Raw genomic sequence first — 24224 nt, 5'->3', positions numbered from 1 at the left:
CCGGCACTAGCTACCGGGAGTGGCCCAACAAAAAACCCCTCGGTTGCCTGGGCAACGAGGGGTGGACGCGCTGGCTGGTCGGAGATCAGCTGGCGCGTCCAGTGCGTACAAGAAGGTCGTGAAGCATGGGCCAACCGTAGCGCCGCGGGTCTCGTGCCGTCATGCAAGTGTGACAGGCGTCCCAGGATGCGGGACGGCGGTCCCACCATGCGGCCGGGACTACGAGCGCAGCGAGTCAGGCGGTGTGGCTCCGGCCCAGCCAGGTGGTGACGCAGGCCTGGTTGCCCTGCGGGTCGGCCAGCACCCAGAACGTCGGCGCCCGCTCGTCGCTGACCAGCGTGCCGCCGGCCCCGATCGCGTCGCGGACCCGCTGCTCGGCGACCTCGGGCGGGACCCGGATGTCGAGGTGCCAGCGCTGGCGCGGCGTCTCGTGGCGGTCGGTCTCCTGGAACCAGATCGTCGGGCGGGTGCCCGACGCGTCGTTGAGCTCCTGCTCGTAGGTGTCGGAGGGCTCGTAGCCCAGCAGCGCCGCCCAGAAAGGCTTGATCTCCTCGTGGCCCCAGGTGTCGAGCCCCAGCTCGACCACGGAGACCGAGCCCGGGTCGGCCTTGGCGCCGAGACTGCCGGCCAGGTCGCTGATCCGGCGGGCGAGCTCGACGTCGCGGCTGGTCACGCCGCCCACGTCGTGGCTGGTGAGCCGCACCGTCACGCTCGGGTAGGTCAGGTCGATGTCGGGGTGGTGGTCGAGCTCGTCGGCGGCAGCGCCGATCCCGTCGACCAGCCGGAGCCCGGTCGCGAAGTCGCCGGTCTCGAAGCGCGCGTGCAGGGAGGAGAAGAGGATCCGCCAGTCGGCCAGCAGCAGCGCCTCCAGGTCGTGCCCGCTCAGCGTCCGCTTCGGGTCGTCGCTCTGGTCATCGCTCTGGTCATCGCTCATGGGAGCACCACCTGTCCTATCGGTCCGGGGTTGAAGGCGATCTCCCACCGATACCCGTCGGGGTCGCCGAAGTAACCGCTGTAGCCGCCCCACTCCCGCTCGAAGGCGTCGTTGACTGGGTCGGCACCGGCGGCGCGGGCGGTCGCGAGGACCGCGTCGACGTCGGCCCTGGTGGGCACGTTGTGGGCCAGCGCGAACGGCGCGACGCCGGTGCCGCGGACGATGGTGCCGACCTCGGCCTCGAACTCGGTGACGTCCCACAGCGACAGCACGAGGTGCTCGCCGGCCTGGATCATCAGCACCTCCCCCGGCACGTCCAGGGCGGCCGTCCACCCGAGCCCGTCGAGGTAGAACGTCCGCGAGGCGTCGAGGTCGGCGACCGCGAGGGTCACGAAGCTGATCCGCTGGTCCATGCCGGCGACCCTGTCACAGCCCACCGACAGCCTCACTCAGGGATGATCGCTGCCGCCCGTCCTCGTCGAAGTTGGCGGGGTCGAGCCACTGCTCGTGGGCAGCGCGTACGGCGGGCCACTCGCCGTCGGTGATCGAGAACCAGTCGGTGTCGCGGTTGCGGCCCTTGATGACCATGTGCTGCCGGAAGCGGCCCTCGTAGGTGAAGCCGAGCCGCCGGGCCGCGCGCCGTGAGGCCTCGTTGAGGCTGTCGCACTTCCACTCGAAGCGGCGGTAGCCCAGCGTCTCGAAGACGTGCCGCGCCAGCAGGTGGATGGCCTCGGTGGCGGCCCGGGTGCGCTGTAGCGACCGCGCGTAAAGCACGCCGGCGACCTCGACCTGGCCGAAGCCCGGGTCGATCCGCATGAACGACGCCAGCCCAGCGGCCGTCCCGCCCAGAGGACGCAGCACCATCGTCTCCATGCCGGGGGCGGAGAGCGTCGCCTCGACCATCGCCTCCATGGCCGCGACGTCGGCCGGCGGGTCGGTCGGCTGCCGCGGACCCCAGCCGGGCACCAGGTCGCCGACGGGTTGGTCGAACGCGGTGAGATCGGGCACGTACCGACCGTAGGCGTTCTAGGGTGCGCGGATGAAGACGGCTCGCGGCTGGCATGCCGTCACCGCGGCCATCGCGTTCCTGGCGCTCCTGCTCCAGCTGGTCCTCGTCGTCGACGGCGCCTCGGTGCTGGCGGAGACCGACTCGCCGACGCTCGGCATCCGGCTGGCGCGCTTCGTCGCCTACTTCACCGTCCAGAGCAACCTGTTGGTCCTCGTGACGACCGTGCAGCTGACGCGTCGTCCCGACCGCGACGGCGAGACGTGGCGGGTCGTGCGGGCGGCCTCGGTCGCGGGGATCACGGTGACCGGGCTGGTGCACTTCGTGCTGCTGCGGCCGTTGCTCGACCTGGACGGCTGGAGCAACGTCGCGGACAAGATGCTCCACCTGGTCGTGCCGGCCCTGGCCGTGGCCGGCTGGCTGGCTGATGTTCGGCCCACGCCCGCGGATGACCGGCGGGGTCGTGGTGGCGACCCTGGGCTGGCCACTCGCGTGGCTGGCGCTGACGCTGACCGTCGGGGCGGCCAGCGGCTGGTATCCCTACCCGTTCCTGGACCCGGCCGAGAAGGGCGCCGACAGCGTCGCGCTGGCGGCCGTGGGGATCACCGCGCTGTTCGTCGTCGTGCTCGCCGTCCAGTGGTGGGTGGACCGACGCTCGCCCGTGTCTCCACCCGACGACTAGCGTCGTCACATGACCGCCGGCATCGACCCCACCGTCCCTCCCAGCGGCACCGGTTGCGTCGAGTGCGACCCCGGCGGCGGCTGGTGGGTTCACCTGCGGCGCTGTGCGCAGTGCGGCCACATCGGCTGCTGTGACAGCTCTCCCGCCCAGCACGCCACCGCCCACTTCCGCGAGAGCGGCCACCCGGTGATCACCAGCTTCGAGCCCGGCGAGGACTGGTTCTGGGACTACACCCGCGAGACCGGGGTGGCCGGCCAGCCGCTCGCCCCGCCGCAGTCCCACCCCGACGACCAGCCCGTCCCCGGTCCCGAGGGGCGCGTCCCGGCCGACTGGCAGGACCACGTGCACTAGGCGGTCAGACGCTCCAGCGTGACCCGGACGCTCTCCAGCCCGGACTCCACCTCGGCGAACGAGGTGGAGAGTGGCGAGAGCCCCAGCCGCAGGCCGTGCGGGTCGCGGTAGTCGGGGATGACGTCCTGCGCCCACAGCGCAGCGGTCACCTCGCGCATCGCGGGGTGGTTGAGCGTGACGTGGCCGCCCCGGCGCGACGGCTCGCGCGGCGAGGCCACGGAGACGCCGGGCAGCCGCGAGTCGGCCAACGCGATGGCGTGCTCGGTGAGCGCGACCGACTTGGCGCGTACGGCGTCCATGCCGGCCTTCTCGAGCAGGCAGAGCATGTCCTGCATCGCCAGCATCCCGATCACCGGCGGGGTGCCGCTGAGCATCCGCCGTACGCCGGCAGCGGGCCGGTAGTCCGGGCCCATGAGGAAGGGGTCGGTGGCGCCCATCCAGCCCTGGACCGGCTGGGTCACCTCGTCGAGGAGCCGCTCGGCGACGTAGACGAACGCCGGCGCCCCGGGGCCGCCGTTGAGGTACTTGTAGGTGCAGCCGACGGCGAGGTCGACGTCCCAGGCGTCGAGCTCGACCGGGACCGAGCCCACGGAGTGGCTGAGGTCCCACAGGACCAGCGCGCCCGCGTCGTGGGCGATCCGGGTCAGCTCCCGGGCGTCGGCCAGGTGAGCCGACCGGTAGGCGACGTGGCTGAGCAGCACCAGCGCCGTCTGCGGCCCGACCGCCTCGGCCAGCAGGTCGGCCTCGACGCCGCCGGCGGTGTCGACCTCGATCCAGCGCAGCGTCAGCCCGCACTCGCGCGCGACACCGTCGGCGACGTAGCGGTCGGTCGGGAAGTTGTCACGGTCGAGCACGATCTCGGTCCGCCCGGGGCGGGCCGCGACCGCGCCCCGCATCGCCTTGTAGAGCAGCACGGTGGTGGAGTCGCCGACCACGGTCTGGCCGGGCCCCGCCCCGAGCACGACCCGGCCCAGGTCGTCGCCGATCACCTCGGGGAGGTCGAACCAGCGCTCGTCCCAGCCGCGGATCAGCCGGCCGCCCCACTCGCCCTCGACGAACTCCGCGAGCCGGGGGCCGGTCGCCCGCAACGGACGGCCCAGGGAGTTGCCGTCGAAGTAGACGAGGGGCTGCTCGGAGCCCACGAAGAGGTCGCGGAAGGGCGCCAGCGGGTCGCGGGCGTCGGGGTCGTCAGAGGGGGACACGGGGCTCCTGTCGGGAGGTGATGTCGTGACCGTATCCGCCCGACCCCGCTGTGCCAGAGTGAGGTCATGCGCGACCCGGCCGGCCAGGTTCTGGCACTCCACCACCCTCCGTTCCGGGCCGAGGTCGTGACCGTCGGCGCCGCGCTTCGCACGCTCACCCGTGACGGGGTCGACCTGGTGGCCGGCTGGCCGGCCGGTGAGGCCTGTCCCGCCTACCGGGGCTGGGTTCTCGCGCCCTGGCCCAACCGCGTCGCCGACGGCCGCTACGCGTTCGACGGGGTCGAGCACCAGCTGCCGATCGACGAGGTCGCCCGGGGCAACGCCCTGCACGGACTGGCCGGCTGGGTGGTCTGGGCCGTCACGGCGCACAGCGACAGCCGGGCCGTGCTGACGTGCACCCTGCCGGCCCGGCCGGGCTACCCCACCAGCCTCGACCTGACGGTCACCTACGACCTCGGCGACGGCGGCCTGCGGGTCACGGTCGAGGCGACCAACGTCGGCGCCGCACGGGCGCCGTACGGCACCGGACACCACCCCTACCTCACCGTCGGGCGCCGGCTCGACGAGTGCGAGCTCACGCTGCCCGCGTCGTCCTACGCCCCCATGGACGAGCGCGGCCACCCGGGCGCGGCGGAGCCGGTCGCCGGCACCGAGCTCGACTTCCGCAGCCCACGCGCGATCGGCGCCACCCAGATCGACCACCCGTTCACCGCGCTCGACCCGACCGACGACGAGGTGACGGTCGTGCTGCGCGACCCCGCGTCGGGGCGTGAGGTCCGGCTGGTGTCCGACCCCGCGACGTTCCCCTGGCTCCACGCCTTCACCGCCGACGACCACGGCGCGCGGGCGCGCGAGTCGCTCGCGGTCGAGCCGATGACCTGCCCGCCCGACGCCTTCGGCTCCGGCACCGACCTGGTCGTGCTCGAGCCCGGCGACACCCACCGCGGGAGCTTCCGGATCACTGGAAGCTGACGAACCTCACCGGAGGACGGATCCGGTGCACCTCGGGCGGGCCCATCCGGTTGACGTCCTCGTCGTAGAACAGCTTGAAGCCCATCGTGAACTGGTGGGGGCGGGCGACCACGCCGTACGTCGCGAGCTTCTGCGCGCGGGTGCCGAACCCGTCGACGTGCTGGACCAGGGCGAGCCGCGGTCGCTGCCGGATCCGGTCGACGTTGTCGATCATTGCGGTGCGGAACTGGTGGAGCACGAACAGCTTCTCGGGGAGGTCGTGGGCGACCGTCAGGTCCGAGAGCCAGGAGGACACGCTGTTGACCTCGGCCGCGCCCACCGAGCCGATGACCCCGGCGGGCACCTGGCGTCGGCCGACCCGCCACTCGGGGTCGAGTGCGAGACCGACGTTGGGGTGGCGCAGCGCCCACTCCCAGCGCTTCGCCACGTCGAGGAAGTCCGACCGGCCGGGCTGGATGTCCAGCAGGAGCAGGGCGCCGTGCCGGTGGGCGGCCGCGACGTAGCGGCGTACGGCGTCGTGGTCGATGTCGTGGCTGTAGTCACCGTCGGGTCCCGGAGCCCGGTCGGCGACCGTGACGATCAGCTCGTAGACGGGCTGCACCGGCTGCCCCGGCCGCGCGAACGGCTCGGCGGCGCGGGCGAGCCGGCGCGTCATCTGGTTCGGTGAGGTCTCGCCGAGCACGCCGAGGGCGCCGGTGCCGGCGGTGCCGTAGTAGGCGACCAGGAAGTGGTTGCCCGCGAAGACGCGGTAGCGCCCGCCGGGCAGCGTGGCGTCCTGGGTCTCCGGCAGCGGGGGTACGTCGGTCGGCGTGGGGGTCGGTGTCGGGGTCGGCGTCGGGTTGGGCGTGGGGCTCGACGGCGGGGCCACGGTGGCCGACGGCTCGTCGACGGGCTCGTCGGCGGGCTGGGCGGTCGGGGTGTGGGCCGGGTTCCTGGCCCCCCAGGCCACGACGATCAGCGCCGCCATCACCAGCAGCACCAGGAAGACGGCCGGGCCGCTGCGATCGGGCTGTGGCGCGCTCACGCGCCGGACACCGGGCCGGGGTCGTCGTCGAAGGCGGGGATCCCGTCGATGCTGGTGCGGTTCTTGAGCCGTCGGTACTCGACGACGCCCTCGGCACCGCGGCGCTCCATGTTGGGCGTGAGCAGGTCGCGCTCCTCGTCCAGCGTCATGAGCGGCAGCGCGTAGCCGCAGGAGTCGCTGACCCGCTCGACGTCGACCACGATCACGGCGCGCGCCGCCGGGTTCGCGGGGAACCGCGCCGCCCAGTCCGCGAAGTCCTCGTCGTAGAGCCCCACCACCCGGCCGCGCCCGTAGAGCCGCACGACGTTGGGCTTGGCCTCGAAGGAGCAGAACATCACGGTGACCCGGCCGTTCTGGCGCAGGTGCGCGATCGTCTCCGCCCCGCTGGCCGTCAGGTCGAGGTAGGCGACCGTGTGCTCGTCGACGACCACGAACGTGTCGGCGAGCCCCTTCGGCGAGACGTTGACGTGCCCGCCGTCGCCCGAGGGCGCGGTGGCGACGAAGAACACCGGCTGCGCCTCGACGAACGCCCGGACGCGCCCCGTGATCCCGTCGTGGACCTTGCCCACGTCAGGAGCCCATCAGCCGGTGACGGCGCCGTGGGCGGCGGACTGCACCATCTTGGCGTACTTGCCGAGCACACCCTTGGTGTACTTGGGGGCGCGCGGCTCCCAGCCCACCTTGCGCTCCTCCCAGTCCTCGGCAGAGCCCGGCATCACGTCCAATGTGCGGTTGAGCACGTCGAGGGTGATCTGGTCGCCGTCGCGCACGAACGCGATCGGGCCACCGTCGACGGCCTCGGGGGCGACGTGGCCGACGCACAGGCCCGTCGTACCACCGGAGAAACGGCCGTCGGTGAGCAGCAGCACGTCCTTGCCGAGACCGGCGCCCTTGATCGCGCCGGTGATCGCGAGCATCTCGCGCATGCCGGGACCGCCCTTGGGGCCCTCGTAGCGGATGACGACGACGTCCTGGTGCTGGATCTGGCCGGCCGCGAGCGCGTCCATCGCGGCGCGTTCGCCGTCGAAGACGCGCGCGGTGCCGGTGAAGACGGAGTCGTCGAAGCCGGCGCTCTTGACAACCGCACCCTCGGGGGCCAGCGAGCCCTTGAGGATGGTGATGCCGCCGGTCTTGTGGATGGGGCGGCCGAGGTCGCGGATCACGTCGTCGTCGACGGCGGGCGGGGCGATCTCGGCGAGGTTCTCGGCCATCGTCTTGCCGGTCACGGTGAGGCAGTCGCCGTGCATGAGCCCGGCGTCGAGCAGCGCCTTCATCACCATCGGGATGCCGCCGACCTTGTCGACGTCGTTCATGACGTACTTGCCGAAGGGCTTGAGGTCGCCGAGGTGCGGGACCTTGTCGCCGATCCGGTTGAAGTCGTCGAGGGTCAGGTCGACCTCGGCCTCGCGGGCGATCGCGAGCAGGTGCAGCACGGCGTTGGTGGAGCCGCCGAGGGCCATCACGACGGTGATCGCGTTCTCGAACGCCTCGAGGGTCATGATCTGGCGAGCGGTGATCCCCTTGCGGAGCATCCCGACCACGGCCTCGCCGGAGCGGTGAGCGAACCCGTCGCGGCGGCGGTCGACGGCCGGCGGGGCGGCGGAGCCGGGCAGCGACATGCCGAGTGCCTCGCCGACGGCGGCCATCGTGTTGGCGGTGTACATGCCGCCGCAGGCGCCCTCACCGGGACAGATCGCGCGCTCGATCTTGTCGACCTGCTCGCGCGACATCTTGCCCGCCAGGCAGGCCCCGATCGCCTCGAAGGCGTCGATGATCGTCACGTCCTGGCCGTCGACCTGGCCGGGCATGATCGAGCCGGCGTAGAGGAAGACACTGGCCAGGTCGAGCCGGGCCGCGGCCATCAGCATGCCGGGCAGCGACTTGTCACAGCCGGCGAGCAGCACCGAGCCGTCGAGCCGCTCGGCCATCATCACGGTCTCGACCGAGTCGGCGATGACCTCGCGCGACACCAGCGAGAAGTGCATGCCCTCGTGGCCCATGGAGATGCCGTCGGAGACCGAGATGGTGCCGAACTCCAGCGGGTAGCCGCCGGCCGCGTGCACGCCGTTCTTGACCGCCTTGGCCAGCCGGTCCAGCGAGAGGTTGCAGGGGGTGATCTCGTTCCAGCTCGAGGCGACGCCGATCTGGGGCTTCTCCCAGTCGTCGTCGCCCATGCCGACGGCCCGCAGCATGCCTCGCGAGGCGGCCTTCTCGAGACCGTCGGTGACGTCGCGCGAACGGGGCTTCAGATCGGGCTTGTCGGACTCGCTCATGGGGCGAGCCTAGTGGTGCCCGGGGAGCCGGTAACTCGGCATCTCAGACCGCCTCCCCCTAGCCTGAACCCATGAGCGCATCGCACGTCGTCCCCTGGACCGACTACGACGCGATCCTCTTCGATCTCGACGGGGTCGTGACCCCGACCGCCGAGGTGCACATGCGGGCGTGGGCCGAGATGTTCAACGGCTTCCTCGGCTCCTACGACGGCAGCGGCGACACCAGCCCGTACACCGACGCGGACTACTTCGCGCACGTCGACGGCAAGCCGCGCTACGACGGCGTCCGCGACTTCCTGACCTCTCGCGGGATCGAGCTCCCCGAGGGCGCCGACACCGACCCCGGCACCGAGCAGAGCGTCAAGGGCCTGGGCAACCGCAAGAACGACGCGTTCAACGAGGTCCTCGCGCGCGACGGCGTCGTGGCCTACCCCGGCTCCGTCGCCCTCCTCGACCACCTGCACCAGCTGGGCCTGCCCCTCGCGGTGGTCTCGTCCTCGGCCAACGCACCCTCGGTCCTCGCGGCCGCCGGACTGGCCGACCGGTTCAAGACCGTGGTCGACGGCAAGGTGGCCAAGGAGCTCGGCCTGCCCGGCAAGCCGGCACCCGACACGTTCCTGCACGCTGCGGAGGTCCTGGGCGCCACGGCCGCCACGTCGGTGGTGCTCGAGGACGCCGTGTCCGGCGTACGCGCCGGCCGGGCGGGCAGCTTCGGCCTGGTCATCGGCGTCGACCGCGGCGCGGGGCACGAGGTCCTGACCGAGGCGGGTGCCGACCTGGTGGTCTCCGACCTCGCGGAGACCCTCCCATGAAGCGCAGGCCGGTCGACGCGGACCCGATGGACCGCGGCCGGTTCCCGGTCGACCCGTGGCGGCTCGTCGAGTGCGCCCACCGGGCCGAGGACCTCGGTGTCACCGAGACCCTGTTCACGGTGGCCAACGGCTACCTCGGCATGCGCGGCAACCCCGAGGAGGGCCGCGACGCCTTCGCGCACGGCACCTTCGTCAACGGCTTCCACGAGACCTGGCCCATCCGGCACGCCGAGACGGCGTACGGCTTCGCCCGCACCGGCCAGACGATCGTCAACGCACCCGACGCCAAGCTGCTCAAGCTGTACGTCGACGACGAGCCGCTCATCCTCGGCACCGCCGACCTCGAGCACTACGAGCGCACCCTCGATTTCCGTGACGGGGTGCTGCGGCGCAACCTGATCTGGCGGACGCCGTCGGGCAAACGGGTGCGGATCGACTCGACGCGCATGGTGTCCATGACCCAGCGCCACCTCGCGGTGATGACCCTCGAGGTGACCATGCTCGAGGGCGACGCTCCCCTGGTCATCTCCTCGCAGGTGCTCAACCGGCAGGACGGCGAGGACGAGTACCACGTCCCCGAGGCCGCCATGGGCGAGGCCGGCGACCCCCGCAAGGCGGCGGCGTTCGAGGGGCGGGTGCTGGTGCCCGAGACGCACTACGCCCGCGAGGACCGGATGATGCTCGGCTACCGCTGCGCCAACTCCCAGATGACGATCGCGGTCGCGGCCGACCACCACCTCACGACCGACGACGAGCACGAGATGGTCGTCCGCCAGCACGAGGACCTCACCAAGCTCGTCGTCCGGGTCGAGGCGACCGAGGGCGGGACGGTCCGCCTCGAGAAGCTCGTCGCCTACCACTCCTCACGCGGCGTCCCCGTGCGCGAGCTGTCCGACCGCTGCGACCGCACGCTCGACCGCGCCGGAAGGCGCGGCGTCGACCACTACCTCGAAGAGCAGCGCGAGTGGTACGAGCGGTTCTGGCGCCACGCCGGCGTCGACGTGCCGGGCGACGACGCCCAGCAGCAGGCGATCCGCTTCAACCTGTTCACGCTCGCGCAGTCGACCGCGCGCGCCGACCAGCAGGGGGTGCCCGCGAAGGGCGTCTCCGGCTCCGGCTACGAGGGCCACTACTTCTGGGACTCCGAGATCTACGTCGCGCCGTTCCTGACGTACACACAACCCCACCTGGCCCGCAACCTGCTGCACTTCCGCACCCGGATGCTCCCGGCCGCGCGCACCCGCGCCCGCGAGATGGCCCAGAGCGGCGCGCTCTACCCCTGGCGCACCATCAACGGCGAGGAGGCCTCGGCCTACTACGCCGCCGGCAGCGCCCAGGTGCACATCGACGCCGACATCGTCTACGCCCTGATGCAGTACGTCGCCGGCTCCGGCGACCTGGGTTTCCTCCTGCGTGACGGGGTCGACGTCCTCGTCGAGACCGCGCGGATGTGGGCCGACCTCGGCTTCTGGCGCAGCAACGGCGAGCGGTCATTCCACATCCACGGCGTCACCGGACCCGACGAGTACACGACCGTCGTCAACAACAACCTGTTCACCAACGTGATGGCGCGCTTCAACCTCGAGCAGGCCGTCGCCACGGTCGAGCTGATCCGCGACCACCACCCCGTCGAGTACTCCCAGCTCGTGCACCGCCTCGGCGTCGGCCCGGAGGAGATCGAGGAGTGGCGGGCCTGCGCCGTCGGCATGCACATCCCCTTCGACGAGGGCCTCGGCATCCACCCGCAGGACGACTTCTTCCTCGACCGCGAGGTGTGGGACCTCTCCCGCACCCCCGAGGAGAACCGGCCGCTAATGCTGCACTACCACCCGCTGGTGATCTACCGCTTCCAGGTGCTGAAGCAGGCCGACGTGGTGATGGCCCTGGTCCTGCACGGCGACCGCTTCACCCAGGAGGAGAAGCGGGCCGACTTCGAGTACTACGACCCGATCACCACCGGTGACTCGACACTGTCGGCCGTCGCGCAGGCGATCATGGCGGCCGAGGTCGGCTACCACGACGAGGCGCTCGACTACTTCCGGGCGGCGCTCTACGTCGACCTCGCCAACCTCCACGGCAACACCGTCGACGGGCTGCACGTCGCGTCGGCGGGCGGCGTCTGGAGCGCGCTCGTGTTCGGCTTCGCCGGCATGCGTGCCTACGGCGCGGAGCTCACCTTCGACCCCCGGCTGCCGGACGGCTGGAGTGCGATCCGGTTCCCGCTGACCTGGCGCGGCTGCCGGATGCACGTCGAGGTCAGCCCCCACCGGCTTCGGGTCACGGTCGACGGCCTCAACCACGAGCCCGGCGAGGAGGTGACCGCGGAGCCCGACGGCCTCGCGGTCGCGCAGTCGGACCGCGTGGCGCTCCGCGTGCACGGCAAGCAGTACGTCGTCCGGCCGGGGCATCCGCTCGAGCTCGAGCTGGACGGCCACGGCGCCCGGATCGACGGCGACCTCGGCTACCGGCCGCTGGTCGGGGGCCACCGCGCCGACGGCACCCAGATCACCGCCGGCGTCCCGGAGCCGATCGTGTTCGACGAGGACGCCGACGAGGAGATGCTGCCCCCCGACCCGCCGCCGATGGGGACGCACGTCCTCCAGAACTGATCTCAGATCTTCGCGGCGCGCACCACCAGCACGTCGGGCAGGTTGCAGACCAGCTGGCGCCAGCTGTCGCCGGCGTCGGCCGAGCCCCAGACGGCGCCGTTGCGCGCCCCGACGTACAGACCGGCCGAGTCGTGGCCGTCGGCGGTCATCGCGTCACGCATGACGCCGACGTAGAAGTCGTCGGGCAGCCCGCTGCCCAGCTCCTCCCAGCTGTCGCCGGCGTCGCGGGAGCGGTAGACCCGCGCCTTGGCGCCTGGCGGGTAGCGGCCGTCGCCGGCGCCGATCGGGAACACGAAGATCGTGTCCGGCTCGTGCGGGTGCACGACGACCGGGAAGCCGAAGTCGGAGGACAGACCGTCGCCGATGTAGGTCCAGGAGCCGCCCTCGTCGTCGGAGCGGTAGACCCCGCCGTGGTTCTGGAGGTAGAGCCGCTCGGGCCGCGACGGGTGCCGGGTCACCTTGTGGACGCACTGCCCGAACTTGGGGTACTGCTGGCCCTCGGGCAGGAACTCCGCGCGGATGCCCTGGTTGCGCGCCGTCCAGGAGCCACCGCCGTCGGTGGTCTGGTAGACGCCGCCCGTGGAGATCGCGACCGTCACCGACTCGGGGTCGGTCGGGTGCGGGAGGATCGTGTGGAAGGCCTGGCCGCCGAAGCCGGCGCCCCACTCGGGGCGCTGCGGGTGGTTCCAGAGTGCCTCCTCCAGCGCGAAGCTCTGGCCGCTGTCGGTCGAGCGCCACACGGCTCCGGGCTCGGTGCCGGCCCAGACCACGCCGGGCTCGGTGCCCGGGGCGAGCTGCCAGACCCGCTCGACGGAGGCGTCGTACTGCTCCGGGAACCGCACACCGGTGCCCTCCTGCCAGGTCCCGCCGAGGTCGTCGGACCAGCGCACCTGCGGTCCGAGCCACATCGACGAGGAGCCCGCGTAGAGCCGTGGCGACTCACCGCGGCCGTCGACCATGCAGGAGTAGACCTCCTCCATGTCGTGGTGAGGACCGGTGAAGTCCCAGTCCACACGCTCGTCGTCCGACCTGCCGACCCACAGACCCTTGCGGGTCCCGACCAATAGCACCGTGCCCATGCGTGACTCCCTTGTCCATGCCCGTGTCTGGTTCGAGCCAACTGTTCTCCTACATTGACCCGGTGACCAGTCCCAACTCATCGGTGCGGCCGCGGCTGGTCGTCTCACCGATCTGGCTGGTGCTGGTCGGCATCCTGTCCGTGCAGTTCGGGGCCGGGGTCGCCAAGAGCCTCTTCGACGAGATCTCACCCACCATGATCGTGTGGCTGAGGCTCGTGACCAGCGCGGTCATCCTGTCGCTGCTGGCCCGCCCGGCGCTGCGCGGCCGCAGCCGCGACGACTGGCTCGTGGTGCTCGGCTTCGGGCTGAGCCTCGGGGTCATGAACTGGGCGATCTACCAGGCCTTCGCCCGGATCCCCCTCGGCATTGCCGTCACCATCGAGTTCGTGGGCCCGCTGACCCTCGCGGTGCTGGGCTCGCGGCGCGCCCGGGACCTGGTGTGGGTCGGGCTGGCCGCCGCCGGGGTGCTGCTGCTCGGCTTCGAGCGCACCGACCTGTCGGTGGCCGGCGTGGCCTTCGCCGTGGTCGCCGGCGCCGCGTGGGCGTCGTACATCCTGCTGAGTGCGCAGACCGGGCGCCGGTGGCCAGGCTTCGACGGGCTGACGCTGGCCAGCATCGTGGCCACGTTGATGCTGACGCCGTTCGCGCTCCACGCCGGCAGCTCGGCGCTGGGCGACCCCCGCATCCTGCTCCTCGGCGCGGCCGTGGGGCTGCTCAGCTCGGTGATCCCCTACACCTGCGAGCTGGTCGCGCTGCGGTCGCTGCGGCCCGCCGTGTTCGGGGTCCTGATGAGCCTGGAGCCGGCCGCGGCCGCCCTCGCCGGCCTGCTGGTCCTGCACGAGCTGCTCACCCCGCTCCAGCTGGTCGCGATGGCCTGCGTGGTCGTCGCCAGCATCGGGGCCACCCGCTCTGGCAGCACGATCGCGGAGCCGGTCCCGGACTAGTTCACCCAGATGTCACGCGACGGAGACGCCCCCGTCTCGCCGGCTGGCTAGCGTCAGGCAGACGCAGCCACCCTCGGGAGTCGCCATGATCGCCTCGTTCGCCCCGCCCGTCCTCGCCGACGCCGTGCACCGCTGGGCCGTGGACTCGCAGCAGCGGGCCCGCCACAACGCGATGCTCGCCGCCACCGAGTGCGCCCAGCGCCGGGCCGAGCGTGAGGACGTCGACGAGTTCTTCACCGCCCTGTACGCCGCCTCGGCCGCGGCCACCGACACGAGGGCCGACGCGAGGGCCGCGCACGGCTGAGCGGGCGACGGTCCTCTGTCTCTGCGGAGGTCTGGGGCACAATCTGTCCATGCCGACCTCCCCCGCGCGGGCCGCCACCGCCGCCTCGCTCGTCTACCACGACGTCCTGTCCGACGACGGAACCGTGCTGCGCGCCTGGACCAACGACCCCGACGGGCTCATCGACGGCCCCACCGTCGTGCTCTGCAACGGGCTCGGCACCGGCCCCTTCGCGTGGCCGGCACTGCTCCGGCCCGACTGCGGCGTACGGGTCGTCTCGTGGAACCACCGGGGCACCGGCGGCTCCGACCGGCCGGCCGACCCCAGCCACATCGAGATCGAGCACTTCGTCGAGGACGGCCTCTCGGTGATGGACCACTTCGGCATCGACAACGCGGTGCTGATGGGCTGGTCGATGGGCGTCAACACGATGTTCGAGATGGCGGTGCGCAACCCCGAGCGGGTGCGCGGGCTCTTCGCCGTGGCCGGCGTCCCGGGAGACACCTTCGCCACCATGCTCGGGCCGCTGCGGCTGCCCCACCCGGTCGCCCGGGCGATCGCGGTCAACATCACCCGCGGGCTCAGGTACGGCGGGTGGGCACTGACCCCGATCGCGTCACGGCTGCCGATCGGGCCGCGCGCGATCGACCTGCTGAGCCGCACCGGGTTCATGTTCCGCGTGCCCGACCCCGACCTCGCGGCGCTCGCGGTCAGCGAGTTCCTCACGACCCCGATCGGCTGGTACATGCAGCTCGCGCTCAGCACGTCGCGCCACGCTCGGGTCCCGCTGAGCCGGGTCACCGTGCCGTGCGCGTTCGTCGCCGGCACCTACGACATCCTCGCCGGCGCCCGCGACATGGCCACCGCGGCCCACCGGGTGCGCGACGCCTCCTACTCCGAGCTGCGGGGCACCCACTTCATCCAGATGGAGCAGCCGGCCGTCGTGCACCAGCTGCTGGTGGAGTTCCTGGCGCGGGTGGGCTGACGTGCGCCGGCTCGCCATCGCCGCAGTCGTGCCGCTGCTCCTCCTGGGCGCGTGCTCCCAGGGCGGCAACGAGAGCGAGGTGACGATCACCGGCACCCCGCCCGCCGAGCCGCAGGGCTCCGGCGTACCCGTGGCTCCGTCGTCGTCGGGTTCGCCGTCCGGGGCCCCGTCCACCTCGCCGACCGACGACCCGGGCACCGGCGAGCCGCAGGTGCTCGAGGAAATCGCGATCGGCCTGGCTGCCCCGTGGGGCCTGGACTTCCTGCCCGACGGTGACGCCGTGGTCACCGAGCGCGACACCCGCCGGGTGCTGCTGGTCAAGGGACCCGACCACGAGGTCGTCGAGGTCGGCACGATCGACATCGCGGCTCCGGAGGGCGAGGCCGGCCTGCTCGGCGTCGCCGTCTCGCCGAAGTTCGACACCGACCGCCTCCTCTACTTCTACGTCAGCACCGCCGACGACAACCGGGTCGTGCGGGCGCGGCTCGAGGGCAACCGGCTCGGCAAGGTGCGGCCGGTCCTGACCGGCATCCCCAACGGCTACATCCACGACGGCGGACGCCTGGAGTTCGGCCCCGACGGCTTCCTCTACGTCTCCACCGGCGAGACCGGCACCGGCTTGCTCGCCCAGGAGCGTGGTGGCCTGGCCGGCAAGATCCTGCGGATCACGACCGAGGGCAAGCCGGCCAAGGGCAACCCCTTCGGCACGCCCGTCTGGTCGTGGGGCCACCGCAACGTGCAGGGCCTGGCCTTCGACGACGCCGGCGTGCTGTGGGCCTCGGAGTTCGGGCAGGACGAGTTCGACGAGCTCAACCGGATCACCAAGGGCGAGAACTACGGCTGGCCCGCGGTCGAGGGCACCGGCGGCGAGCGCCAGGGCTTCGTCGACCCCCAGCAGGTGTGGCACCCCGACGACTCCTCCCCCTCCGGCCTCGCCTTCCTCGACGGCTACCTCTGGATGGCCGCGCTCAAGGGCGAGCGGCTCTGGCGGGTCGAGGTCGACGGCAACCGCGCGGTCGACCCGCAGGGCTTCTTCATCGGCGACTACGGCCGGATGCGCACCGTCGCCGTCACGCCCGACGGTGAGCTCTGGGTGATGACCAGCAACCGCGACACCCGTGGCGACCCCGGCCCCGGTGACGACAAGATCCTGCTGGTGCAGCCCTAGGCCGCTGGCGTGCCGGCCACGGCCGTCACCGTCGCCCGCTTGGCGGCCCGGCGCAGCGTGGTCAGGATCGCGGGGCCGAGCACGACGAGCGCGACGGTGTTGGTGATCGCGCGGCCGGTGTCGAAGCTGCCGGTGGAGGTGATCAGCGTGTACGTCGCGAACGTCCGCAGGTTGTCGAGCAGCGGCGCGCCCGCGACGTAGGACAGCGCGCCCTCGTGACCGGGCACCTGGACGCCGAGCAGGAACGGCCAGCCCGACAGGTTCATGAGCAGCCCGAACGCGTAGGCGGCGAATACGCCGTAGACCACCAGCAGGGCGATCTCGGCGCGGCCCGTGAACCGTTTCGGCAGCAGCCCGGCGCCCATCCCGATCCAGGCCGACACGAGCATCTGGAACGGCAGCCAGGGGCCGACGCCGGCGGTCATCAGGGCCGAGGCGAACAGCGACGTGCAGCCCAGCACGAACCCGAACCCGGCGCCGAACACCCGGCCGCCGAGGATCAGCAGGAAGAACACGAACTCCACGCCCGCGGTGCCGGCGGAGACCGTGCGGAGGATCGCGTTGAGGGCGCTGAGCACGCCGAGGATGGCCAGCACCCGCGCGTCCATGCCGCCCTCGCTGAGCTCGGCGAGCACCACGGCGATCACGATCGGGAGCAGGGCGAGGAACAGGAACGGCGGGTCGACCCGGGTGTCCTCGGGGACCTTGAGGAGCAATGGCCAGCACAGCATCATCAGGCCACCGAGCGAGGCCACGCCCAGTACGGCCGCGGAGCGCGGGGACAGCGGTACGGCGGCCCTGGTCATGCGGTCTCCAGGGCGGCGACGACCTCGTCGACCAGCAGCCAGGGGGCGCCGAGCACCTTGGTCACCTGCGGCGCGAAGGCGGGCGACTCGGCGACCACCCGTCGTACCGGACCCGAGGAGACCACCTCGCCCTCGGCCATGACCACGACCTCGTCGGCGGCCAGGGCCGTGAACTCCACGTCGTGGGTGGCCACCAGCACCGCGTGGCCGTCGTCGGCGAGCGCGCGCAGGATGCCGGACAGCGAGCGCTTGGCGGCGTAGTCGAGACCGCGGGTGGGCTCGTCGAGGAGTACGACGTGCGGGCGCGCGACCAGCACCAGCGCGAGGGCGAGCGCCAGCCGCTGTCCCTCGGAGAGGTCGCGGGGGTGGCTGTCGCCGGGGATGCCCGGCACCAGCCGGTCGAGGATCGCGCGGGTGCCCGCTCCACCGGCCGCGCACTCCTCGTCGACGGTCTCGAGGTAGAGCAGGTCAGAGGCGTTCTGCGGGAGCAGCCCGACCACGTTGCGACGCTGCGCCGCCTCGAGCCGCGCCGGGTCGGCGTCACTCGTGGTGATCGAGCCGTGCTGGCGCCGGCCGGTGCCCTGGAGCGCCCACAGCAGCGACGACTTCCCCGAGCCGTTGCGGCCCATCAGCGCGGTGACGAGGCCGGCGCCCAGGGTGAGGTCGAGCTCGCGGACGGCGACCGTGTGGCCGTGGCTGACGGTGACCCTCCGAGCGGTCAGGGCGGCCGGCGCCGCGACCAGCGTGGGCTGCGGCGGCGGGGTGAGGTCGAGCGCGCGCGCCTCGCGGCGCGCCTCGCGCACGGTGAGCGGCAGCGGGTCCCAGCCGGCGGCGCGGCCGAGGTCGACGATCGGGGGCACCACGGGCGAGTGCGCGAGCAGCTCGGCCGGGGTGCCGACCTGGACCCGGCCGTCGCCGGTGAGCAGGCACATCCGGTCGGCGAACGGGACCACCCGCTCGAGTCGGTGCTCGGCGACCAGCACGGAGACGCCGAGGTCGTGCACCAGCCGGGTGAGGGTGGCCAGGACGTCCTCGGCGGCGGTCGGGTCGAGGGCGGAGGTCGGCTCGTCGAGCACGAGCAGACGGGGGTGCGTGGTGAGCACCGAGCCGATCGCGACCCGCTGCTGCTGGCCGCCCGAGAGGGTACGCAGGTCGCGGTGGCGCAGCTCGGCGATGCCGAGCAGGTCGAGGGTCTCCTCGACCCGGCGGCGCATGCTCTCGGGCGCCAGCCCGAGCTGCTCCATGCCGTAGGCGAGCTCCTCCTCGACGGTGTCGGTGACGAACCCCGCGGCGGGGTCCTGACCGACGTACCCGACGACGTGGGCGCGGTCACGCGGCGCCGTACGCAGGATCGAGACGCCGTCGAGCAGCAGGTCGCCGCTGAGGGTGCCGCCGCTGAAGCGCGGCACCAGGCCGGTCACGACGCCCAGCAAGGTGGACTTGCCGACACCGGTGGGGCCGGAGACGAGCACCAGCTCGCCGTCGTCGATCGTCAGGTCGACGCCGGCGAGCACCGGGCGCTCGTCGTAGCCGAACGTGATGTCGCGCAGCTCGATCACGCCGCCACCTCCCGGGGAGGCGGTGCGGCGGCCGCGGCGGCCGCGCCGAGTAGGCCGCCGACCAGCGCGACCATGCTGATCTCCGGCGCCGTCGAGAGGTCGGGGTAGGCGATGAGCAGCTGGTGGCCGTTGACCCACCAGCCGACGACGCCGACCGCGACGCCCGAGGCGACCACGGCGAGCTCGGGCCAGCGCCAGCGGTCGGGCCGGTAGCGCGTGCGCTCGACCCGTCGTCCGGCGCTCACCAGGCCGGCGACCGCCACCACCACCCCGAGCCCGAGCATCGGCAGCGCCAGGAAGCGCGGGGCAGTGAGGTCGAGCAGCGCGTAGACGCCGACACAGACCCCGCACAGGCCGGCCAGCATCAGCGCGCCCGTCGTCCGGCGCTGGGCGGCGGTGAGCCCGGCGGCGCGGCCGTAGCCGCGGGCGTCCATCCCGGCGGCCAGGGCGAGGGAGCGCTCGAGGGCGTCCTCCATGACGGGTACGACGAACCGGCGCAGCCGCCGCACCCGGCCGGTCTCCCCCGCCCGCAGCGACTGTGCCGCGCGCACCCGGCGCACGCTGTCGGCGAACTGCGGCAGCACGGTCACGGCCACCACCAGCGCGGTGCCGATCTCGTAGAGCGCCGGCGGCACCGAGCGGAGCAGCCGCTTGGGGTTGGCGAGCGCGTTGGCGGCGCCGATGCAAATCACGATCGTGGCCAGCCGCAGCCCGTCGTACAGACCCGCGAGCAGCGCCTCGAGCGTGACCGGCCCGAGCAGGGAGACGCCCAGAACCCAGTCGGGCAAGGGGATCCGCGGCAGATCGAAGAGAACCGTGCCGGGGTAGCTCCCGCCGAACACGAGCCGGAATACCACCCGGAGCACCACGATCGCGACCCCTAGCCAGACGTACAGCCGGAACGAGCGCGCCCACGGCTGGTCCGAGCGACGCGCCATGACCACCACCGTGGCGACCCCGATGAGCAGCATCAGGACCAGGGGGTTGGTCGTGAGCGAGGCCGCCGTGGCAAGGCCGATCGCCCACAGCCACCAGGCCACGGGATGCACGTCACGCGGGAGCCGGGCGCTCACGTCGAGCCAGACCTCCGGCGTACCAGGAAGACGATGCCGGCCACCCCGAAGACGGTGCCGATCAGCGCCGGCGCGACGAACGACGGCAGACCGTCGCTCTCCGGCTCCGCCGCGTCGGGCCGGACGTACTGTTCCTCCGCCGCCGGGTCCGTCGGTACGTCGGTCGGCGCGGCGCCCGGTGTCGGGGAGCCCTCCGACGCGGAGGCCGACGGGCTCGCGGAGGAGTCACTCGGGCTCGGCGACGTCGCGGCGGTGGTCGGGTCGACCGGCAGGCTCGCCGAGGACGACCCGCTTGGCGGCGCCGGGGTGGACGTGCTGTGCGTCGGCGTCGGCGTGGGCTTGGCTGTCGGGCTGGTCGTCGGGCCGGTCGTCGGGCCGGTCGTCGGGTTGGGCGTCCGCGTCGGCGTCTGGCTGGGTGTCGGCTCGCTCTGGTGTGCCGCCGGCGTGAAGCTCGGAGCGGCCGACGACTCGCTCTGGTCCCACGAGAACGCGACGTACCCGCCCGCGGGGATGGTCAGCGACTGGGCGCCGAGGCTGGAGTAGGACCAGCTGCCGGTCTTGCCGTCGGACCACCACAGACCCCAGTAGGCGTTGGCGGGGGCGGTGTTGACGCACGGGTCGCTGGTGGGGACGCCCGAGACCCGGCAGACGAACCCGGGCTGCCGCGACGCGTAGGACAGGTCGAAGCCGGAGTCCTCGAAGAGGGTCGACGCCTTCTTGCCGCCACCGTCGGCGTCGCACACCGAGGGCACGCCGCCGCCGAGCTCGTTGAAGTCGACGACGACGGTGACTCCCTCAGCCGACGAGCAGCCGGCGGCGGCGGCTGGAGCGGGCACGCCGGCCCCGGCCGCCGCCGCCACGAGGGCGGCGGCGGACAGGAACCGCCCGAGAGTGCGTTGCTGTCGCACGATCAGCGGGTGACCGTGAAGGTCTTGCTGTTGGTGCGGGTGGCGAACTGGCCCACGACCTTGACCGTCGCCTTGCCGACCTTGTTGCCCACCGGGAACCGCACGGTCACCACGCCGTTGGCGCCGGCCTGGCGGGCGGCGACGCGCTCGCCCTTGTAGGTGACGGTGACGTTCTCGGCGGGAGCCAGGCCGGTGATCCTGACGACCTGCCTGGCGCCGGCCGGAACCGGTGCCTTGAGCGTGAACGGCAGCTTCTTGGCGCCGAGCGCGCGGATCGACACGGTGCCGATCACGCCGCCGGCGTTGGCCACGCGGACCTTGCTGGTCGCCGTCTTGGTCGGGATCAGGACCGGCAGCCTGGCCTCGCCGTCCACGTCGGCGTAGCCGAGCACCGACTGCTCCCCGAGCATGGCGCACAGCGCCTCACCCGGAGCGGCCTGCACCACACCGACCGGCTTCTTGCCTCCGGCCTTGACGTACTCGGCGGTGAAGACGGGCTGCGGGTTCGCGGCCGCCGTCGTGAACGACAGGGCAGGCAGCGCCTGGGCGGTGGCACGACGGAACTGGTCGAGACTGTCGGAGACGGGGCCGGTCCGGGCACCGGCGCGAGCCGCGTCGTCGAACGCGATCGCACCCGTGTCGACGGCGGAGTAGTAGACGCAGTTGGCGACGTTGGCCAGCTGGTGCGCACGCACCCACGCGGCGGCGTCGGCCGCGGCGTTGGGAGCGCTGGAGATGCCGAGCGCGTAGCCCGCGAGACCGGTGCTGTTGGCGTTGGCGGTGCCGCCGGCGGTGCCGTCGGTGAACGAGCCGTTGGCGGCCTGGTGGTTCTTCAGCCACTCGACGGCGTTGGCGATCGCGCCCTGGATGTCGGTGTCGTCGGCCTGGCCGGCCAGCGCGGTGAGTGCGATCGCCGTGGCGTCGACGCTCGGCGAGGCGACGCCGTCGTCACAACCCTGGCCGAGGGGTGCGAAGTAGAGCGTGAAGTAGCCCGCGGCACACTGCTGGGCGAGCAGGACGTTGGTGGCCTCCTCGGTCTCGGTGCTGCCGGCGACGTCCAGCGCGTTCACGGCGAAGGACTGGCCCAGCACGTTGGCGTAGTCGTTGGCCGGGTCGGGGGCGCCGTTCTTGGTCGGCTCGTCAGACAGTCGGCCGAGGTAGGGACCGCTGTCCGCGACGAACGACTCGATACGGGCGACCAGGTCGACCCCGCCGAAGCTGGTCGGGTCGGCGCCCACGGTGGTGGCGAACACGGCGGCCTTGGCGGCGCCGTTGGACGAGTGACCGGCGAAGGTCGCGTCCGGGCCGCTGGGGAACGGGTCAGGGCTGGTGTAGGTGTAGTCGCCGGCGTAGGCCTCGAGGTTGCTGGCGATGGCGTCGCGGGCCGCGGCCACGGTGGCGGGCTGCTGGCCGACCCGCACCAGGGAGGTCGCGGCGTCGATGGTCAGCCCGTAGTCGTTGCCGCCGAACGGGCTCGGCAGCAGGCCGTCGGTGAACTGCCCGGCGAGCCAAGCAGCGCCGGCCGCGCCGGGGGCCGGGTCGGTGGCGGCGTACGCCGGAGTCGTGGGCAGGGCCACGACGGTTCCGAGTGCCAGTGCGGGCACGGCCAGCAGGCCGACCGCACGGCGGATGACGGTGTGGTTCTGGGGGCGGGTCATGAGTTCCTCTCCGCTGCACACAGCGGAGGCGTCCAGACCTGTTGCCTGGGGGGCGCCACCGCTGCTTGTCCTCGACAGCGAGTGATCAGGACGCCACGCAGCAGGTGTTCCGGCTCACCGACCCCGAGCGGTCGGCCTACGGTTGCGGGTCAGCGCCGGCTTCGGACCGGCTTTCCCTGCTACGGACGTGATGAAGTGTCCGGGCCGCACCTTACCGGGGGCACGCACCAGTCGTCCCCTCGGTCGGTCGTTGAGACGCGCGGCTACGGTGAGCTGATGCCAGCCACCTCACCACGACGACTCGACCGGGTCACCCGGGGCAGGGCAGCGCGCTGGGGAGCGGTGGCGCTCCTCGTCCGGCCCGCGTACATCGCGACCGAGGTCGTCGTCGCGGCGGCCACCACTGGGGGCTACAGCTTTCTCGCCGACTCGGTCAGCCGACTCGGTGAGGTCGGTTGCTCGGAGGCGTACTGCTCCCCTCGCCACGAGCTCATGAACGGGTCGTTCGTGGGCTTCGGCATGCTGCTGGCCGGTGGCGCCGCGCTGCTCTCGCGACCCCTGGGTCCGTGGGTCACCGGGCTGCTGGTGGTCTCCGGGCTGAGCTCGGTCGCCACGGGCCTCGCTCCGCTCGACCAGGACGTCACCCTGCACGCCCTCGCCGCGACGCCCCTGTTCGTCGCGCAACCCATCGCGCTGATCGTCCTCGGGGCACGGCTGCGCGACGACCAGCCGCGGCTGGCCCGGGCCCTCCTGACCACCGGAGCAGTCACCGGCGCAGCGGCCGTCGGCTTCGTGCTCACGGGCGACGGCCCAGCATCAGGCGCGCTCGAACGCCTGGCCCTGTGGCCCGTCCTGCTCGGGCTGGCGGGGTACGCGTGGACACGGCTCCCGCGCCGGGGTCGAGAGGACCAGCGCGACTAGGGCGTGTCTCCAATGTTGAGCGGGCTTCGGGCTTGATGCTGAGCGCATGACGCGGATGGCGGTGCTCAGCGATGCGATGTGGGACCAGATCGAGGCAGTTCTGCCGCCGGTGAAGGGCGCGATGGGCAGGCCGATGCGCGATCATCGCCTGCTCGTCGAAGGCGCGATCTACCGATACCGGACCGGTGTTGCCTGGCGCGATCTTCCTTCGGACTTCGGCCCGTGGCAGACCGTCTGGAAGCGTCACCATCGGTTCTCGACGGACGGCACGTGGGACAAGGTTCTGACTGCGTTGCAGATTCAGGCTGATGCGCGTGGGGAGATCGACTGGCGACTCTCTGTCGACTCGACCTCGGCGCGGGTTCATCAGCACGGCGCGACCGCTGCGAGGTCCCAGGGCGGGCCCAGTTCCCACACAGGGGGCAGGGTCGAATCACAAGGATCGGGCACCTCGCGCAGTCGAGCCTGAGGATCACGCGATCGGACGATCGCGGGGCGGGTTGACGACCAAGACCCACGCCCTGGTTGACGGCAACGGATTGCCGCTGGTTATCGCCCTCACTCCGGGACAGGCCAACGACTCCCCGGCCTTGCCGAAGCTCCTCGCTGAACTCCGCGTTCCCCGAGTCGGACCAGGCCGGCCACGGACTACACCTGCGGCGCTCCGCGCCGACAAGGCCTACTCCGCACGAGGCCACCGGGCCTACCTGCGCTCGCGGGGAATCGTCGCGGTGATCCCTGAACCTTCTGACCAGATCAGGCACCGTAAGAACAAGGGCTCGCGCGGCGGGCGACCTGTCGCTTTCAACGCCTCGGACTACAAGCAACGCAATGTCGTAGAGCGCGCGTTCAACCACATGAAGAACTGGCGCGGCCTCGCGACGCGCTACGACAAGCACGCAGTGATCTATCGAGGCGGGGTCGTCCTCGCCGCGATCATGCTCTGGCTCGCATGACTTCGGAGACGCGCCCTAG

The 24224-nt window shown here is 72.3% G+C and carries 23 protein-coding genes, 2 pseudogenes and 1 riboswitch; of the genes and pseudogenes, 12 read left to right on the top strand and 13 right to left on the bottom strand.

Translation table 11 applies throughout. The features are described 5' to 3' along the window. Window positions 1–235: 235 nt before the first annotated feature. Genes BLR90_RS00130 through BLR90_RS00120 form a run of 3 tightly spaced genes read right to left on the bottom strand, consistent with a single transcriptional unit; the run spans window position 236 to window position 1942 of the window. The gene (locus tag BLR90_RS00130; protein ID WP_091021473.1) at window positions 236–934 is read right to left on the bottom strand and encodes a 4a-hydroxytetrahydrobiopterin dehydratase; all 699 of its coding nucleotides are present in this window, start codon (window positions 932–934) and stop codon (window positions 236–238) included. Continuing rightward, entirely contained in the window at window positions 931–1347 is a 417-nt protein-coding gene (locus BLR90_RS00125; RefSeq protein ID WP_091023090.1) for a VOC family protein, read from the bottom strand. The genes BLR90_RS00130 and BLR90_RS00125 overlap by 4 nt, the downstream gene beginning before the upstream one ends. A gap of 13 nt (window positions 1348–1360) precedes the next feature. Beyond that, the gene (locus BLR90_RS00120; protein WP_091021471.1) at window positions 1361–1942 is read right to left on the bottom strand and encodes a GNAT family N-acetyltransferase; all 582 of its coding nucleotides are present in this window, start codon (window positions 1940–1942) and stop codon (window positions 1361–1363) included. A gap of 31 nt (window positions 1943–1973) precedes the next feature. Here BLR90_RS00120 and BLR90_RS21735 point away from each other — a divergent pair. From BLR90_RS21735 to BLR90_RS00105, 3 genes and pseudogenes are all read left to right on the top strand, one after another. Next, a pseudogene (locus tag BLR90_RS21735) lies at window positions 1974–2351 on the top strand (Pr6Pr family membrane protein); the annotation flags it as partial. Between the two features lie 16 nt (window positions 2352–2367). Further along, window positions 2368–2622 carry a Pr6Pr family membrane protein gene (locus BLR90_RS00110; protein ID WP_143016063.1) on the top strand — a complete coding sequence of 85 codons (255 nt, stop codon included), beginning with the start codon at window positions 2368–2370 and terminating at the stop codon, window positions 2620–2622. A gap of 9 nt (window positions 2623–2631) precedes the next feature. After that, window positions 2632–2973 (top strand): UBP-type zinc finger domain-containing protein, encoded by a 342-nt coding sequence (locus BLR90_RS00105; RefSeq protein ID WP_091021466.1) that lies wholly within the window; start codon window positions 2632–2634, stop codon window positions 2971–2973. Here BLR90_RS00105 and BLR90_RS00100 read toward each other — a convergent pair. Then, on the bottom strand, window positions 2970–4175 hold the full coding sequence (locus tag BLR90_RS00100) for a kynureninase (RefSeq protein WP_091021464.1): 1206 nt from the start codon (window positions 4173–4175) through the stop codon (window positions 2970–2972). The two genes, BLR90_RS00105 and BLR90_RS00100, sit on opposite strands and share 4 nt — an antisense overlap. 66 nt (window positions 4176–4241) lie before the next feature. Here BLR90_RS00100 and BLR90_RS00095 point away from each other — a divergent pair, with 66 nt between their 5' ends. Further along, a complete protein-coding gene (locus tag BLR90_RS00095) occupies window positions 4242–5147 on the top strand; it encodes an aldose 1-epimerase family protein (RefSeq protein ID WP_091021462.1) in 906 nt (301 codons plus the stop codon). Here the strand turns inward: BLR90_RS00095 and BLR90_RS20600 are convergent. Genes BLR90_RS20600 through ilvD form a run of 3 tightly spaced genes read right to left on the bottom strand, consistent with a single transcriptional unit; the run spans window position 5134 to window position 8444 of the window. Beyond that, window positions 5134–6171 carry a hypothetical protein gene (locus tag BLR90_RS20600; protein ID WP_143016062.1) on the bottom strand — a complete coding sequence of 346 codons (1038 nt, stop codon included), beginning with the start codon at window positions 6169–6171 and terminating at the stop codon, window positions 5134–5136. The genes BLR90_RS00095 and BLR90_RS20600 overlap by 14 nt on opposite strands. Then, complete coding sequence (locus BLR90_RS00080) at window positions 6168–6740, bottom strand: pyridoxamine 5'-phosphate oxidase family protein (protein ID WP_091021456.1); 573 nt, start codon at window positions 6738–6740, stop codon at window positions 6168–6170. Before BLR90_RS00080 ends, BLR90_RS20600 begins: the two co-directional genes overlap by 4 nt. Window positions 6741–6752: 12 nt before the next feature. Beyond that, on the bottom strand, window positions 6753–8444 hold the full coding sequence (gene ilvD, locus BLR90_RS00075; protein ID WP_091021454.1) for a dihydroxy-acid dehydratase: 1692 nt from the start codon (window positions 8442–8444) through the stop codon (window positions 6753–6755). Window positions 8445–8515: 71 nt separating this feature from the next. On the opposite strand from ilvD, the gene BLR90_RS00070 reads away from it, so the two are divergent. Further along, complete coding sequence (locus tag BLR90_RS00070) at window positions 8516–9256, top strand: HAD family hydrolase (protein WP_091021452.1); 741 nt, start codon at window positions 8516–8518, stop codon at window positions 9254–9256. Next, on the top strand, window positions 9253–11865 hold the full coding sequence (locus tag BLR90_RS00065) for a glycoside hydrolase family 65 protein (protein ID WP_091021450.1): 2613 nt from the start codon (window positions 9253–9255) through the stop codon (window positions 11863–11865). The genes BLR90_RS00070 and BLR90_RS00065 overlap by 4 nt, the downstream gene beginning before the upstream one ends. 2 nt (window positions 11866–11867) lie before the next feature. Here BLR90_RS00065 and BLR90_RS00060 read toward each other — a convergent pair whose 3' ends face one another. Then, a complete protein-coding gene (locus BLR90_RS00060) occupies window positions 11868–12944 on the bottom strand; it encodes a WD40/YVTN/BNR-like repeat-containing protein (protein ID WP_091021449.1) in 1077 nt (358 codons plus the stop codon). Window positions 12945–13006: 62 nt separating this feature from the next. Between BLR90_RS00060 and BLR90_RS00055 the strand changes: the two genes are divergently transcribed. The 4 genes from BLR90_RS00055 to BLR90_RS00040 all read left to right on the top strand — a co-directional run bounded on the left by BLR90_RS00055 (window position 13007) and on the right by BLR90_RS00040 (window position 16324). After that, window positions 13007–13888: an EamA family transporter gene (locus BLR90_RS00055; RefSeq protein WP_245715066.1), complete on the top strand. Its 882-nt coding sequence runs from the start codon at window positions 13007–13009 to the stop codon at window positions 13886–13888. Window positions 13889–13973: 85 nt separating this feature from the next. Next, window positions 13974–14192, top strand: a complete 219-nt coding sequence (locus BLR90_RS00050; protein WP_091021445.1) for a hypothetical protein — start codon at window positions 13974–13976, stop codon at window positions 14190–14192. A gap of 49 nt (window positions 14193–14241) precedes the next feature. Next, window positions 14242–15156 (top strand): alpha/beta fold hydrolase, encoded by a 915-nt coding sequence (locus BLR90_RS00045; RefSeq protein WP_091021443.1) that lies wholly within the window; start codon window positions 14242–14244, stop codon window positions 15154–15156. A gap of 1 nt (window position 15157) precedes the next feature. Next, the gene (locus BLR90_RS00040) at window positions 15158–16324 is read left to right on the top strand and encodes a PQQ-dependent sugar dehydrogenase (RefSeq protein WP_091021441.1); all 1167 of its coding nucleotides are present in this window, start codon (window positions 15158–15160) and stop codon (window positions 16322–16324) included. Here the strand turns inward: BLR90_RS00040 and BLR90_RS00035 are convergent. Genes BLR90_RS00035 through BLR90_RS00015 form a run of 5 tightly spaced genes read right to left on the bottom strand, consistent with a single transcriptional unit; the run spans window position 16321 to window position 22328 of the window. Then, complete coding sequence (locus tag BLR90_RS00035; RefSeq protein WP_091021439.1) at window positions 16321–17130, bottom strand: ECF transporter S component; 810 nt, start codon at window positions 17128–17130, stop codon at window positions 16321–16323. The genes BLR90_RS00040 and BLR90_RS00035 overlap by 4 nt on opposite strands. Next, entirely contained in the window at window positions 17127–18689 is a 1563-nt protein-coding gene (locus BLR90_RS00030) for an ABC transporter ATP-binding protein (RefSeq protein WP_091021437.1), read from the bottom strand. Before BLR90_RS00030 ends, BLR90_RS00035 begins: the two co-directional genes overlap by 4 nt. Then, on the bottom strand, window positions 18686–19762 hold the full coding sequence (locus BLR90_RS00025; RefSeq protein WP_091021435.1) for a CbiQ family ECF transporter T component: 1077 nt from the start codon (window positions 19760–19762) through the stop codon (window positions 18686–18688). Before BLR90_RS00025 ends, BLR90_RS00030 begins: the two co-directional genes overlap by 4 nt. Further along, a complete protein-coding gene (locus BLR90_RS00020) occupies window positions 19759–20670 on the bottom strand; it encodes a hypothetical protein (protein WP_091021433.1) in 912 nt (303 codons plus the stop codon). Before BLR90_RS00020 ends, BLR90_RS00025 begins: the two co-directional genes overlap by 4 nt. 2 nt (window positions 20671–20672) lie before the next feature. After that, the gene (locus BLR90_RS00015) at window positions 20673–22328 is read right to left on the bottom strand and encodes a prenyltransferase/squalene oxidase repeat-containing protein (protein WP_091021431.1); all 1656 of its coding nucleotides are present in this window, start codon (window positions 22326–22328) and stop codon (window positions 20673–20675) included. Between the two features lie 82 nt (window positions 22329–22410). Beyond that, window positions 22411–22552: riboswitch (cobalamin riboswitch) on the bottom strand. A 52-nt stretch (window positions 22553–22604) separates the two neighbouring features. On the opposite strand from BLR90_RS00015, the gene BLR90_RS00010 reads away from it, so the two are divergent. Beyond that, window positions 22605–23249 (top strand): DUF998 domain-containing protein, encoded by a 645-nt coding sequence (locus BLR90_RS00010; RefSeq protein WP_091021428.1) that lies wholly within the window; start codon window positions 22605–22607, stop codon window positions 23247–23249. A gap of 46 nt (window positions 23250–23295) precedes the next feature. Next, window positions 23296–24205: pseudogene (locus tag BLR90_RS00005) on the top strand (IS5 family transposase). Window positions 24206–24224 lie beyond the last annotated feature (19 nt).

The sequence above is a fragment of the Nocardioides szechwanensis genome, from assembly GCF_900103935.1.
GTDB lineage: Bacteria > Actinomycetota > Actinomycetes > Propionibacteriales > Nocardioidaceae > Nocardioides > Nocardioides szechwanensis.
Note: the sequence above shows the minus strand (reverse complement) of the source record. Positions and strands in the feature narration are given on the sequence as shown.